Origin of the sequence: Leptolyngbya cf. ectocarpi LEGE 11479 (genome assembly GCF_015207065.1) — a bacterium.
Lineage (GTDB): Bacteria > Cyanobacteriota > Cyanobacteriia > Phormidesmidales > Phormidesmidaceae > Leptothoe > Leptothoe ectocarpi.
Window position 1 is genome coordinate 1 of record NZ_JADEXP010000152.1, and the last position, 14196, is coordinate 14196.

Below are 14196 nucleotides of genomic sequence, written 5' to 3' on the forward strand. Positions count from 1 at the left end.
CCCTCAGTAGCCTCACAGCATTGGGTGGCAATTTATTTGGCCTATTTTTATTTTACAGAACCGGCTATGAATTTCAGGGGTGGCAATGGCAAGAAGCACTAGTGGTATTAGGTATTTTCACTATGCTGCAAGGGTTTGCCGCTACATTCTTAAGCCCTAATCTCAATCGGATTGTCAAACATGTGCAAGAAGGCACCTTAGACTTTGTCCTGCTCAAACCCATTAGCTCCCAGTTTTGGCTATCCACACGAACAATCTCGCCGTGGGGGTTTCCAGATCTGGTTCTAGGCGCTGTCATGGTGCTCTATGCCGGTACCCAGCTAGGTCTTGGCATGAGCAACTACCTGGCAGCATCAGGACCGCTGGCGTTGGGCTTTATCAGCTTGTATAGCCTTTGGTTTATGCTAGGGGCCACCAGCATTTGGTTTGTCAAAATCTACAATGTGACAGAGGTACTGCGCAGCTTTTTAGAAGCCGGGCGCTTTCCAGTTGTAGCCTATCCAGCCGCCTTCCGTATTTTTTTCACCTTTGTGATTCCAGTCGCCTTTTTGACCACCGTGCCGGCCCAGGTATTGCTCAATCGGATTGAGGTCAGCTGGCTAGCCGGCTCATGTTTGTTGGCAGCCGGTTTGTTCCAGATATCTCGTTTATTTTGGCGATTTGCTCTGCGGTTTTACACCAGCGCCTCTAGCTAAAAACGCCCGATCGGAGCGCACCCCGACAATAGGCGATACACTACGAAGGTAGTTGTCCGCAGCCATTCCATGAAACACACTTCTCTTGCTCTGAGCCTGTTTAGTGGGTTGTTGCTGACGGCTTGCAATGGTCCTGCTCAGAACAGAGAGAACGACAAGACCCTGGTGATTTTAGGCTCATTAACCGGTGTGGGCCAAGAGATTGTTGAAGATGCCTTTATCCCCTTTACAAATGAGACTGGGATTGAAGTCGTTTACGAAGGCACAGATGCGTTTACTACCGTGTTGCCAATCCGGGTGGCGGGCGGTGATGTGCCTGACCTAGCGATTTTTCCACAGCCGGGGCTGATGACAGATTTAGCTCGAGAAGGCGCCCTGACGCCATTAGATGATGTTATGGACGTCGCCACACTGACTAAAGCCTTTGGTCCTGACTGGGTCGATCTGGGTACGGTGGATGGCAAAGTCTACGGCCTATGGATGCGCTCCGATCCAAAAAGTTTAGTCTGGTACAACCCCGATAACTTTGCAGCGGCAGGCTATGACATCCCCAAAAGCTGGGATGAGCTGATGAGTCTTACCGAACAAATCGCTAATGAAGGGAAAACTCCCTGGTGTTTCGGTATGGAAAGTGGTGAAGCCAGCGGCTGGGTTGGCACTGACTGGGTAGAAGATATCTTGTTACGCACGGCGGGTCCTGACGTGTATGACCAGTGGGTCGCCCATGAGATTCCATTTAATTCTCCACCGGTAAAAGAAGCGGTAGAAACCTTTGGCAACATTGTGCGTAATGACCGCTATGTGCGTGGCGGTGTGGTAGGTGCTATTAGTACCCCATTTGGGGATGCGCCCGCCCCCTTATTTGATCAGCCACCGGGTTGTTATCTCCACCGTCAAGCGAGCTTTATTACGGACTTTTTGCCGGAGACTGTTGAACCTGGACAAGATGCCCAGGTGTTTTTGTTGCCAGGCTCAGGGGCAAACGCGCCGCTCTTAACCGGCGGCTTAGTCCTTGCCATCACTAACAACACACCAGCCGCTCAGGCTGCGATGCAGTATCTGTCCACGGTCACCCCCCATGAAAGCTGGGCTGCCCGTGGCTATATCAGTCCCCACCGAGGCGTAGATGTAGCCACCTATCCCAACGATGGTGTGCGCCAGATGGCAGAGGTGTTGGCCCAGGCAGAAACCCTGCGATTTGATGGCTCTGATCTGATGCCCGCCGCCGTGGGTACGGGCACTTTTTGGACTGAAATGGTGAACTATGTCAGCGGTGCGGATGTTGATACTGTGCTGTCTACCATTGATGCTAGCTGGCCTGAGAAATAGTTGTTAGCAGCCAAACTATACAGCCGTAGGGTGAGATTGTAATAGTCATCAGTAAATCCTAAGGAGTGCATGCCTAACCGAGTCATCACCCGTTGAGAACGGACATTGTTGGGGCTGGTGATGGCATAAATAGTCGGCAGCTGTAATTCTTGAAACCAATACTTAAGAACAATATGAGCCGCCTCGGTAGCATAGCCGTAGCCCCAGCTGGCAGGGCGAAAATGCCAGCCTATTTCGATTTTGCCGCTATCGGTCCCGTCATTTTTGGGAAGCGGGACTAGCAAAAGGCTGCCAATAACCCGATCAATGGCTTGCTCGACAACGGCCCAAATGCCAAGACCGGTAGCAGCACGCTCACAGTATCGCTGCAGCCGCTGTTGGGTAATTCGAATGGAGTGATCGGACGGGCTCTGTAACCAATCGGTGACCCGCGGATCGCCATAGATATCAAATGCCTGCTGGGCATCGTAGAGCGGATGCCAGTCACGAATAATTAATCGGTCAGTGGTGAGTTGCATGGAAAAGGAGCCAATAAATCTTAGAGCCGATATTGTACCGACCAAGTTTCCCAAGCATTCACCAAGTTTGTAATTTTTGAAAATTTGGGTAGCGGCGTTCGCCGCTACCCAAATTTTATTGATTGACCAATGACCACAGCGGGTGAGACGGCCCCTGACGTCGGATCTGGGCCAATTGATTTTCCAAACGTTTGCGCTCAATAGCAGAAATACCCAAGGTCAGATGGCGTACTTCTCGAATTAGTAGGGTACTGGCTAAACCGATACACAAAAAGAACCCTAGGGAGCCTAAAAAGTTGTATTTAAGCCCATAGTAAACAGAGGTCCAGGTAAAGTAGTCCAACAGCAAACTGATTTCAGAACGAAGCTGCCATAGGGTTAACGGTCCAATGGTTAACCATACACCAACAGTCAGTCGCCACCAGGTCGTGAGAGTATGCTGTCTCAGGGCTTCAATAGCCTTCTCGGTGGCAATATTGGTATACGTAATACTCTCAGTACTTTCAATGTCGTCAGAACCGTTGGAAGAACTCACATTTTTATATTGCGCAGACCCTACTCAGTGGCTGGTGTAGTCATATCGGCATTGGAGCTAGAGATAGAACGCCACCAGGCCAACAGCGTACTGGCAATAAAGATACTTGAATAAGCACCCGCTAAAAAGCCCACAATTAGCGCCAGGGCAAAAAACTTAAGCGTATCTCCCCCAAAGATGACAATGGCAACCAGGGGTAGCACCGTGGTCATGGTGGTGTTGATGGAGCGTCCCAGGGTCTGGTTAACCGCATCGTTAACAATCTGTCCAACGCCTTTGTCAGGCATCAGTTTAAAGTTCTCACGGATGCGATCGTAAATGACCACCGTGTCGTTAACGGAAAAACCAACAATGGTTAAGAGCGCAACGATAAAGAGACTGTCGGCTTCGTACCCCAGGGTCAATCCCAAAATAGAGAAAACCCCCAGAGTAATGAGCACATCATGCATGAGGGCCACTAGAGCCAGCACTGCGTAGTCAAACTTAAACCGCAGGCTCAAATAAACGGTGATACCCGCAAAGGCGACTAGTAGGGATAACAGACCAGCCACCAGCAACTGCTTACCGATGGTGGGTCCCACTACATCGATCTTGGAGGCCGTGGGATCAATTTGCCCCAGCTTTTCTTCTAGTGCCGAACGTAACGCGGTCTGTTCATCGACATTCAAGTTACGGGTGCGAATGGAGATCGCCTGTCCGGAATCGCCCACCAGCTGTAGACTGCTGCCTTCTAATTCTTGTTCATCTAAAATGGTGCGGATTTCGGCTATATCAATGGCGTTCTCGCAGGCAGCCGCGTCATCACAGCTGCGCTCTAGCTGTAACCGAGTCCCCCCAATAAAGTCTAGACCGGGTCTCACTGGCCCATTAAATTGGGACCAGGACAGGGCCATGGCAGCGATGCTCACTAAAATCAGGAGACCGGAAACCAGCCACCAGACTCCTCGTTGTTGAACGATGTTCAGTTTCATGACGGCTGCGAAGTAGAGGGCAGATCGGTGGCTAGGCTGGGGGCAAAATAGCCCACCTTACGAAATTGAGGAAAGCTGATGATAAAGAATAGGAGGTTGCGAGTACAGGTAAAGGCGGTAAATAAACTGACCGCCACCCCCACGGCTAGGGTGAGGGCGAAGCCTTTAACAAGACCGGCTCCAAACCAGAACAGCGCCGCACAGGCAATGATGGTGGTGACATTACTGTCGAGAATACTGGAGAAGGCCCGGTAAAAACCTGACTCAACGGAGCGATAGAGGGTTTTTCCGGCGCGTAATTCCTCACGGGTACGCTCAAAGATCAGCACATTGGCATCCACGGCCATACCGATACTGAGGATAAAACCGGCAATACCGGGCAGGGTCATGGTGACACCCAGAATATTATAGGCAGCCCAGGTCAGGAGGGCATAAACCACCAAGGCAACATCGGCCAAGATACCGGGCAAGCGGTAGTAAACGGCCATAAAAATTAGGACCAGGATCAGTCCGATAATGCCAGCGTATAGACTCCGCTGAATGCTATCGCGGCCCAGGGTAGCGCCAACAGTACGGTTTTCTACCACTTCTACAGGAACGGGTAGTGCCCCACCCCGGAGCTGAATTTCTAAGTCTTTGGAGGACTCGGCATTGAAGTTACCGGAGATGACTGCACTCCCCCCCGTAATCCCTGTAGCAGCATATTCCACATCAACGGTGGGTGCACTCACCAACCGCTCATCTAGGAAAATGCCAAGGGTTCGGCCTGTTCCCGCGATATTTCGGGTCAGCTCAGAAAACATGTTGGCCCCTTCATTGTTGAAGTCAATGACCACTTCCCAAGATTGACCGCTGGTACCTCTGGGGCGAGCAATGGCGTCAGTGAGTTTATCGCCAGTGAGTTCGGAGGGCTCAAAGAGTTCTACCAGGGTCTCACGAGTGGCCTGGAGGTCGGCGGTGAGCTGGGTCAGTTCAGCGGCTTGTTCTTCCGATAGACCATTGGTACCCGCACTGAGCAATGCAGCCTGCTGCTGTTCTTGCTGGCTGACGATCTGGGCCACGGCCTGGAACTGGCCTTCTGTCCCTTGTTTCTGCGACCGGAACTCCAGCTGGGCTGTGCCCCCGAGGACCCGTTGGGCCTGGTCCGGGTCGCTGACACCGGGTAGCTGGATCAGCAGCTGGTCTTGACCAGAGCTTTGGACAATGGCTTCGGAGACGCCTAGACCATTGACACGGTTTTCGATCACTCGCTGGACGGCTTCTAAATCCCGTTCGGTAATCCTAGTGATCTGCTCATTGGGGAGTACCTGGAGTGTGAGTTGGGAACCACCCCGGAGGTCTAATCCTAGCTGGGTGGGCAGTTGCACAATGGTAAAGATGGCTGCGATCGCAAGTCCAACAATGACCACCAACATCGAGCGTTGTTTACCCATGAGCTGTCTCCGTCTTATCCATATGCCTGCGCAACTTAGCTATCCAACAGAACATCCTATTATAGGTTGCCGCCATCGGCCCTCCTAACATCTCCGTAAAAATAAAAAAGCACAGAAATAAAAAAGCACAGAGGACGTATCCCCTGTGCCAGCAGTATAGGCAACGAACAGGCTATACCCGAGCCATCATCATTTTTTCGACGGCCTCTACAATTTGCTTAGGCTGCACAATGGTCAGACTCTCTAAGCGGCCATTGTAGGGTGTGGGAATGTCTTGGGACGACAGACGTAGCACAGGGGCATCTAACTCATCAAAAAAGCGGTCGTTGATAGAGGCAATGATCTCAGCTGCGATGCCACCGGTTTTCATGCACTCTTCCACAATGATCACCTTGTGGGTCTTGCGAATCGATGCGCCAATGGTGTCATAGTCAACCGGCTTGAGGGAAATCAGGTCAATCACCTCTGGATCAAACCCTTGCGCTTCGATTCCTTTAACGGCCTGCAGGACATGGTGACGCATGCGGGAATAGGTGAGGATCGTCACATCCTTACCAGGACGGACCACATCGGCTTTGTCCAACGGCACCAGGTACTCATCGGTGGGCAGCTCTTCTTTGAGGTTATAGAGTAGGACATGCTCAAAAAAGAGAACCGGGTTTTTGTCACGGATAGCTGACTTGAGTAACCCCTTGGCATTGTAAGGCGTAGAGCAGGCCACAATCTTAAGACCAGGCACTGCCTGAAAGTAAGCCTCCAACCGCTGGGAGTGCTCCGCACCCAGCTGACGGCCCACCCCACCAGGACCCCGGATCACCATAGGAATATGGTAGTTGCCGCCAGAGGTATAGGGCAGCATGCCCGCATTGTTGGCAATTTGGTTAAAGGCCAGCAGCAAAAAGCCCATGTTCATCCCTTCAACAATGGGACGCAGCCCGGTCATGGCTGCCCCGACGGCCATACCGGTAAAGCTGTTCTCGGCAATGGGGGTGTCTAGAACCCGCAGAGGACCATACTTTTCGTAGAGACCTTTGGTGACCTTATAGGAGCCGCCGTAGTGCCCGACGTCTTCGCCAATGACAAAGACGGTTTCGTCCCGACCCATTTCTTCATCCACGGCTTCCCGCAGGGCGTTAAATAAAAGTGTTTCTGCCATTAGATACCTGTGATTTTACCTGTAGTTTCCTAGCTGACGGGAGTGCCTGACGGGGCTTACTCTTCTGCAAAGATATAGCGACGCAGCTCATCAGGAGAGGGTTCTGGGCTTTCTTCTGCAAATTTAACAGCGTCCTCAATGTGAGCTTCCAGACGCTTTTTGATCGCCTTTAGCTCCGCATCGTCGGCCAGATTCTGCTCAATCATGTAGGCTTCCATGCGAGTCAGCGGGTCGCGGGCCTGCCACTCATCTTTTTCAGTTTGCGATCGCAGTTCATCTGGATCTGCCAGGGAGTGTCCCCGGAAGCGATAGGTCAGACATTCAATCAATGTGGGACCCTCGCCAGCCCGAGCCCGAGCTACGGCCTGCTGAGCCACCTCGCGCACAGCCAGCACATCCATGCCATCCACCTCATAACCAGGCATACCAAAAACGCTGGCCTTACGATAAATCTCAGTTTGGGATGAGGCCCGCTCATGGGCCATACCAATCGCCCATTTGTTATTTTCAACCACAAATAAGATGGGTAGTTTCCAGAGGGCCGCCATGTTCAGACACTCAAAAAACTGACCATTATTAGTCGTACCATCGCCAAAAAAGGCCGCCGTCACCTGGTCAGCCGAAGCATCTCCCAGGGCATCGCGGCGGTAGCGAGATTGGAAAGCCGCCCCCAGCGCCACCGGAATGCCCTCACCAATAAACGCAAAACCCCCGAGGAGATTGTGCTCTTTAGAAAACATGTGCATTGAGCCGCCCCGGCCCTTACTACAGCCAGTTTCCTTACCAAATAACTCAGCCATCACAGCATTGGCAGGCACACCGGCACTCAGGGCATGGACATGATCGCGGTAGGTGCTACAGACATAGTCATCGGGCCGCATGGACTTGATCACGCCAGTGGATACGGCTTCTTGACCATTGTAGAGATGCACAAACCCGAACATTTTGCCCCGGTAGTACATTTCGGCACATTTGTCCTCAAAGTAACGACCCAGGACCATATCCTCGTATAGCCTCAGACCCTCTTGCCGATCAATTTTTGCTGAAGTCGCTTGAAATGTTGGTAATGTCCTTTCCTGAACCATTGGCTTGCCAGTCGCCTCGCCGCAATACAAATTATGATTATTCCAAAAAAGTGATCAATTAATGATCAACTGCGATAACGCACATGAATATTGGTCCGATTGGGTACAATCGACCGAACCTAATTTTAGACGACAATTCCACCTTCCCGACTACTGATATTCCTTAATCTATCCGAGTATCTACGTAAAGTAATCTGGGTCTAGAAGAAATATTTTAGGCACGACCACTACTGACCCACCAGGCAGCTAGATATGAAAAAACGCTTAGAAAAGCTGACCTTATTGGCCTCATTTTCCTCAAGCAATTGTCTGAAAAGTTTGATTCCTTACTGTAGGCTTTCAAATATCAGCGTTTCATCGTTATTATGAATGCGGTTTTTAGTAAACGACGGTTTAACCCCCTATGGCTTAGATATTTTCTAAACATCACCGTTCTTCGTGCGTGTATATATTAAAGTTCGGCTGAAGTTCGGCAACGCGGCAAGGTCTATATATAGTTGAAGTCAACTCGAATGCTAAGGAAGTCACTGTGCAAATTCCGCTAGATTATTACAGAATCCTAGGGTTGCCCATGCAAGCGACAGCGGAACAACTGGAGCAAGCTCACCGTGATCGGACTCTACAGCTACCCCGTCGAGAATATTCAGAGTTTGCGATTCAGTCGCGCAAGCAGCTGATCGATGCCGCGTATAGTGCATTAAAAGATTCAGGTAAGCGCCAGGCTTATGATGCCCAGCTATTATCGACAGGCAGGACAGGTGATGCCACCTCTGTTTCAATCGACATTCAAGATCAGCAATTAATCGGCGCACTGCTGATCTTGCTAGAACTGGGCGAGTATGAGCTGGTGATTCGCTGGGGGCGCCCTTATTTGAGCAGTGGGGCAAGCCAGCTAGCAGGTAATTCTCAAGAAGAGCTAGCTGATGTTGTACTGACCATTGGATTAGCCTGTCTAGAATTGGGCCGAGAGCAGTGGCAGCAGCATCAGTACGAAAATGCAGCAGAATCTTTGGAAACGGGGCGAGAACTCATGGTTCGAGAACGCTTATTTCCTGAAATGCAGGCTGATATTCAGGCGGACCTCGATAAGCTTAAGCCCTACCGAATTTTAGAGTTAGTGGCTCGTCCCCTGGCTGATAAAGCGGCACGCAAACAAGGTATAGCGCTGTTGAAATCTATGTTGGCAGCCCGGGGCGGCATTGACGGAGCTAATGATGATGCCTCCGGTTTGAACGTTGAGGACTTCTTGCGCTTTGTACAACAGCTGCGTAGCTATCTTACCTCTGCCGAACAGCAAGATATTTTTGAAGCGGAGGCCCAGCGGCCTTCCCCAGTGGGGGTTTACTTGTCGGTCTATGCGCTTCTAGCTCGGGGCTTTGCTAAACATCAGCCCAATCTTGTGCGTCAAGCTAAACAGCGTCTGGCTCTCTTGACTGAACGTCAGGATGTGTATTTAGAGCAGGCCGTCTGTGCGGTGTTGTTGGGGCAAACCGAGGAAGCTACCTATGCCCTAGAACGCAGCCATGAGCGTGAGCCTATTTCTTTTATCAAGGGACATTCTGCTGGTGCCCCTGACTTACTACCTGGGCTATGTCTTTATACAGAGCGCTGGCTACAGCAGGATGTTTTTCCATTCTTTAGGGACTTGGATCAAAGTCATGTCACCCTCAAAGATTATTTTGCTAATGCGCAGGTTCAAACCTACTTAGAGGCGATGCCGTCTGAGGATGGTGGAGCCAGCCGCTTTGGAACGGCAAATTATGGAGATGCGGAATATCGGGAGCCCGCCTTTGGCAGCAGTGATGCCGCCGCTGTGGGGTTAGGAACTGCCGCCGCCGTGGGGGGAGGTAATTTAGGTGTGGAAACGACTCCGCCACCGCCGCCGCCACCGACCTATACGACGGCTGAGGATGTGGCGAGTCTATCGCCAGAGGGTCAGCTAGATACAGGCATGAGTACCAGTGTTGCCTCGGATGAGTCCTCTGTGCGATCGCGACGGCGACCGTCATCTCCTAAGTGGGGGCGTTTGGCCCTGGTGCTGCTGCTGGGACTGCTGGGTCTAGGTCTGCTCGGGTTTATTATGGCCCAGCTTCTCGGTTGGTTAGGCGGGCTATTTAGTGGACCTCAGCTCAAGGGTGATCCATTGGATATCGATGTGGCCCGTCCCACCGTTGAACTCCCGGATGCAGACAGTCAATCGACCGCTGCAGACGGCGATGTGCAGTTGATTGCAGAGGAAGCGATTCAATCTTGGTATCAGGCTAAAGCTGAGGCCATGGGTCCCCAATGGAATGTGGATGCACTATCCGAAATTTTGCTAGAACCTGCCCTATCTCAGTGGATCAATAAAGTCGAACAAAATCAGTTGGATGGTGTTCATGTGGAATACGAACAAACCATCCAAAATCTATCGGCTGAAGAAGTGGGTGACGATCAGATCAGGGTCACCGCTGATGTGGATGAAACGGGCAATTCGTATCTGTTCGGTGAGTACGATGGCGACCTTTCCTATGAAGACCAGCTCACCGTTGAGTACAACCTCATAAAGCAGGACGATCAATGGATGATTGAGTCCTTTGCCGTTCAATAGGTCTTGTCGACCTCACTCCTGACAAATTAGACCCGCACTGGGGACAATTTCAGCAACGGCTACGGCAGTACTATAGGCTGAAACTGCCATAAATCAAGGGCGTTTCTCCGTATTTCGCTTAACACTCCTTTAATTACGTATAGAGAAAACTTTGATATACTCCAAACGAAATTGCTACGAGTAAACACGGAGTCTATTCCCGTAACTAACGCTTCTAAGGAACCCTGTCATGGACTTTCTCATTCCGTTTATTGTTACCTGGCTGATTACCACGATTGCCTTAGTAATCATCACCTTTTTACCCACAGGTGTAGAGTCTGACAGCTTTGGCAAAACAGCGATCACGGCCCTAGTATTTGGCGTTTTAAACGGCATTGTCGGCATCATTGCGGGTCTACCCGTTTTGGGTGGTCTAGTTTGGCTCGTAACCTTGGGTGGGCTGCTGCTCAACCTGATTTTATTTGGACTATCGGCCAAATTGGTGGAAGGTTTCCGTCTACGTTGGGGCATCTGGAGTGCCATTATCGGTGCCTTTTTACTGTCAGTAATCACATCCATTTTGAGCGCAATTATCTAATCACCTGGCCTCTCAGGGTATGAATTCCAGCGTGATTCGCTCTAAAACAACTCAAATTCTTTTTTAAGGAGTGCCGCTGGCACTCCTTTTTTATCGCTGATAAAAACAAGAAGCTATGGTGAAAATTGACAAGGCCCGCCTTATATGTGCTCAAACTTAAAAAAACTTGTAGTTATCTATACTATGATTAAGACATTTGATGTAGGTAGGGCTAGCCTCTGTAGTTTTACCCATGGTTTACATCCTTTGCTTAGGACGAAGGCTGATGATACTCGTCCCATCCAGGTGTCACCCTGCCTTCTTGACTGAGCGTACGGCTTAGGAGATCAGAATGTATGGCTGAGCTTGAAAAGATGCGACGGTATGATGCTGTTGCGATCTCAAACTACTATCGGTTTCGTCTTTGGACAGTCCTTTGGCGGGCACTCTCGGTAGCGTTTATGTTGGGCAGCTTTACCCTGGGGCTATTGTTAGATAGAGCCCTCGGTCGCAAAGCCATCAACGAAGCAAAACGCGCCGCTCAATTGCGCAAAATATTAACCGCTCTCGGTCCCACCTTTATTAAGGTCGGTCAGGCCCTCTCCACCCGTCCTGACCTGGTCAACCCCCAATTTTTAGACGAGCTGATCAAGCTGCAAGACCAGCTGCCACCGTTTGATAACTATGTAGCTAACCGGATTATTGAAAAAGAACTGGGCCGTACCCCCGAAGAAGTTTACAGCTACATTTCAACCGACCCGGTGGCTGCAGCCAGTTTAGGCCAGGTGTACAAAGCACGGCTTTATACCGGTGAAGAGGTTGCCGTCAAGGTACAGCGGCCAGGCCTTGTCCCGATTATCTGCCGTGACCTGTACCTAATGCGCTGGGCAGCTGGCTGGATAGCCCCCTGGCTTCCCCTCAATCTAGGTCATGACCTCACCCTGATTGTGGATGAGTTTGGCTCCAAACTATTCGAGGAAATTGATTACTTAAACGAAGGGCGTAATGCCGAAGCCTTTGCTGCCAACTTTGCCGATGAGCCCAAGGTCAAGGTTCCATCCATCTACTGGCGCTACACCAGCACTCGTGTACTCACCCTAGAGTGGATTGACGGGATTAAGCTGACCGACATCGAACGGGTCAAAGCGGCTGGCCTCGACTCCGATTCCCTCGTCAGTATTGGCGTATCTTCAGGGCTACGCCAGCTGCTGGAGTTTGGCTTTTTCCACGCCGATCCCCATCCTGGTAACCTATTTGCCATGGCCGATGGCTCCATGGCCTACATCGACTTTGGCATGATGGATCAGCTTGGCCAAAGCATGAAGGAAACCCTGGTGGACTCGGTGGTGCATCTGATCAATCAGGAATACGATAAGCTGGCCGATGACTTTGTCAGACTGGGCTTTCTCACCCCTGATGTGGATATTCGCCCCATTGTGCCTGCGCTCCAATCGGTCTTTGATGGGGCCATCGGGGCCAGCGTTGGTGACTTTAACTTCAAGAGCATCACCGATAAATTTTCAGAGGTGATGTACGAATACCCATTCCGGGTACCCGCCAAGTTTGCCTTGATCATTCGCTCCCTGGTAACCCAGGAAGGTCTGGCCCTCACATTAAATCCAGAGTTTAAGATTGTGGAAATTGCCTATCCCTACGTCGCCCGACGGCTGCTGATGGGTGAGACGGAATCCCTCCGGGCAAGACTGATTGAGGTCTTGTTTAAAGAGGGTCGTTTCCAATGGCAGCGTCTGGAAAACATGATTCGGATCGCCCAAGGCGATCAGGGCTTTAACCTGATTCCAACGGCAGGGTTGGGGATGCAGTTTTTAGTGTCTGATGAAGGTCAATATCTGCGTCAACAAATTCTTGCAGCCCTGACGGAAGATAACCGTTTGCACACTGAAGAGGTGGGCCGTCTGTGGGATTTAGTCAAGCGTGACCTACAGCCTGACCAAATCTTTGGAGCAGCCTGGACTGCTTTTGCGGACTTCTCTAGAACTCAGGCCGCAGCCCTGGTACCTGCCGAGCTAACGGCGGTTTTATCAGGAAGTGAGCGTTAGCTAGCAAAGAAATTCGCTAAGCTACATGGGGGTATAACAGCTGGCTTGTGCTCTACAGGACATCACCACGGAGTCATTAGCGAGTGAAATGGGTTTTTAAGCAGCGTCCTTTGCCTTGGATCGTTGGCGGCGTTGCGATCGCAATTATCGGCATCAGTGCAGTGGCCGTACGCCGCTACCGCAGCAGCGACTATGATGTGACCGCGTTAACCGTGCCAGTCGAGTCTACAGAAGTCACCGTACGCATCAACGCCAGTGGTGAAGTAGAGGCCTTTAGCACCGTAAATCTGAGCCCCAAAAACTCAGGTATTGTGGCCGAACTCCTCGTAGAGCAAGGGGATACGGTAGATTCGGGCCAGGTGGTAGCCCGGATGGATATTGATGACCTCAATGCCCAGCTGCGTCAAAACCAGGCAAATTTGGCCGAAGCCGAGGCTCAACTGACGGACTTGCTGCAGGGTACAGAGCGGCCCCAGCTGGCCCAGGCTGAGGCCAATATAGAGGCGCTCAAGGCTCAACTGATGGAGGCCGAGGCGAGACTGAGACTGGTGGAGGGAGATTTAGATCGCGATCGCAGCCTCTACACCCAGGGAGCCATTTCTGAACGCGAACTCGACAACAGCCAAAACGCCGTCGATAGTGCCCAGGCCAACGTACGTCAATCAGCATCTCGGGTTGAAGAAGCCCAGCAGCGTCTGCAAGATCTTGAAGATGACCCAGATCCAGAGGATATTGCCCAGGCCAACGCCCGAATAGAACGCGCCAAAGGACAAATCTCCGCCATTCAAACCCGGATCGATAACACCATTATTCGAGCCCCGTTTGGCGGCATCGTCACCCAAAAATTTGCCACGGTCGGAGCCTTTGTAACACCAACCACATCAGCCTCTGAGGCCGCGTCGGCCACCTCCAGTGCCATCGTTGCGATCGCCAGTGGCCTAGAAGTTGTTGCTGAAGTTCCCGAAGCTGATTTAGGTCAGATTCAAGTGGGCCAAACTGTAGAGATAGTCTCCACCGCCTACCCTGAAAACATATTCAAAGGCACCGTACGCTTAATCGCGCCAGAAGCCATCGAGCGTCAAAACGTCACCATCTTCCAAGTCCGAATCCGTCTAAACAGCGGTCTAGAGCAGCTACGGTCCAACATGAACGTCGATGTCGCCTTTCTAGGCAATCGTCTGAGCGATGCCCTGGTAATACCTGCAGTCGCTGTTGTCACCCAGGGCGGAGAAACCGGTGTCTTGGTCCCCGGTGAAAACAACAAAAAC

12 protein-coding genes are annotated in these 14196 nt (G+C 51.3%); 6 read left to right on the forward strand and 6 right to left on the reverse strand.

Annotation, left to right across the window (positions count from 1 at the left end; all coding sequences use genetic code 11):
• Positions 1 to 695: ABC transporter permease (locus IQ260_RS16445; protein ID WP_193994194.1), on the forward strand; the 695-nt coding region annotated here is incomplete at its 5' end.
• A 69-nt stretch (positions 696 to 764) separates the two neighbouring features.
• A complete protein-coding gene (locus tag IQ260_RS16450; protein ID WP_193994195.1) occupies positions 765 to 2024 on the forward strand; it encodes an ABC transporter substrate-binding protein in 1260 nt (419 codons plus the stop codon).
• Here the strand turns inward: IQ260_RS16450 and IQ260_RS16455 are convergent.
• From IQ260_RS16455 to pdhA, 6 genes are all read right to left on the reverse strand, one after another.
• Entirely contained in the window at positions 1958 to 2542 is a 585-nt protein-coding gene (locus IQ260_RS16455; RefSeq protein ID WP_193994196.1) for a GNAT family N-acetyltransferase, read from the reverse strand. The genes IQ260_RS16450 and IQ260_RS16455 overlap by 67 nt on opposite strands.
• Positions 2543 to 2657: 115 nt before the next feature.
• On the reverse strand, positions 2658 to 3077 hold the full coding sequence (locus IQ260_RS16460; RefSeq protein WP_193994197.1) for a hypothetical protein: 420 nt from the start codon (positions 3075 to 3077) through the stop codon (positions 2658 to 2660).
• A gap of 20 nt (positions 3078 to 3097) precedes the next feature.
• A complete protein-coding gene (secF, locus tag IQ260_RS16465) occupies positions 3098 to 4048 on the reverse strand; it encodes a protein translocase subunit SecF (protein ID WP_193994198.1) in 951 nt (316 codons plus the stop codon).
• Positions 4045 to 5481 carry a protein translocase subunit SecD gene (gene secD / locus IQ260_RS16470; RefSeq protein WP_193994199.1) on the reverse strand — a complete coding sequence of 479 codons (1437 nt, stop codon included), beginning with the start codon at positions 5479 to 5481 and terminating at the stop codon, positions 4045 to 4047. The genes secF and secD overlap by 4 nt, the downstream gene beginning before the upstream one ends.
• Before the next feature lie 172 nt (positions 5482 to 5653).
• Positions 5654 to 6637, reverse strand: a complete 984-nt coding sequence (locus IQ260_RS16475; RefSeq protein WP_193994200.1) for an alpha-ketoacid dehydrogenase subunit beta — start codon at positions 6635 to 6637, stop codon at positions 5654 to 5656.
• 56 nt (positions 6638 to 6693) lie between these two features.
• Positions 6694 to 7722: a pyruvate dehydrogenase (acetyl-transferring) E1 component subunit alpha gene (gene pdhA / locus IQ260_RS16480; RefSeq protein WP_193994201.1), complete on the reverse strand. Its 1029-nt coding sequence runs from the start codon at positions 7720 to 7722 to the stop codon at positions 6694 to 6696.
• 529 nt (positions 7723 to 8251) lie between these two features.
• Here pdhA and IQ260_RS31710 point away from each other — a divergent pair.
• The 4 genes from IQ260_RS31710 to IQ260_RS16500 all read left to right on the forward strand — a co-directional run.
• Positions 8252 to 10312, forward strand: coding sequence for an IMS domain-containing protein (locus tag IQ260_RS31710; protein ID WP_193994202.1), 2061 nt, complete (start codon positions 8252 to 8254; stop codon positions 10310 to 10312).
• Positions 10313 to 10541: 229 nt separating this feature from the next.
• Positions 10542 to 10889, forward strand: a complete 348-nt coding sequence (locus tag IQ260_RS16490; protein WP_193994203.1) for a phage holin family protein — start codon at positions 10542 to 10544, stop codon at positions 10887 to 10889.
• 335 nt (positions 10890 to 11224) lie between these two features.
• Positions 11225 to 12928 (forward strand): ABC1 kinase family protein, encoded by a 1704-nt coding sequence (locus IQ260_RS16495; protein WP_193994204.1) that lies wholly within the window; start codon positions 11225 to 11227, stop codon positions 12926 to 12928.
• 83 nt (positions 12929 to 13011) lie between these two features.
• On the forward strand, positions 13012 to 14196 hold a 1185-nt coding region (locus tag IQ260_RS16500), incomplete at its 3' end, for an HlyD family secretion protein (protein ID WP_193994205.1).

Bases quoted from the DNA above. Each gene is read 5' to 3' on its own strand.
- IQ260_RS16450 (WP_193994195.1), top strand. From the start codon at position 765: ATGAAACACACTTCTCTTGCTCTGAGCCTGTTTAGTGGGTTGTTGCTG.
- IQ260_RS16455 (WP_193994196.1), bottom strand. From the start codon at position 2,542: ATGCAACTCACCACTGACCGATTAATTATTCGTGACTGGCATCCGCTC.
- secF (WP_193994198.1), bottom strand. From the start codon at position 4,048: ATGAAACTGAACATCGTTCAACAACGAGGAGTCTGGTGGCTGGTTTCC.
- secD (WP_193994199.1), bottom strand. From the start codon at position 5,481: ATGGGTAAACAACGCTCGATGTTGGTGGTCATTGTTGGACTTGCGATC.
- IQ260_RS16475 (WP_193994200.1), bottom strand. From the start codon at position 6,637: ATGGCAGAAACACTTTTATTTAACGCCCTGCGGGAAGCCGTGGATGAA.
- pdhA (WP_193994201.1), bottom strand. From the start codon at position 7,722: ATGGTTCAGGAAAGGACATTACCAACATTTCAAGCGACTTCAGCAAAA.
- IQ260_RS16490 (WP_193994203.1), top strand. From the start codon at position 10,542: ATGGACTTTCTCATTCCGTTTATTGTTACCTGGCTGATTACCACGATT.
- IQ260_RS16495 (WP_193994204.1), top strand. From the start codon at position 11,225: ATGGCTGAGCTTGAAAAGATGCGACGGTATGATGCTGTTGCGATCTCA.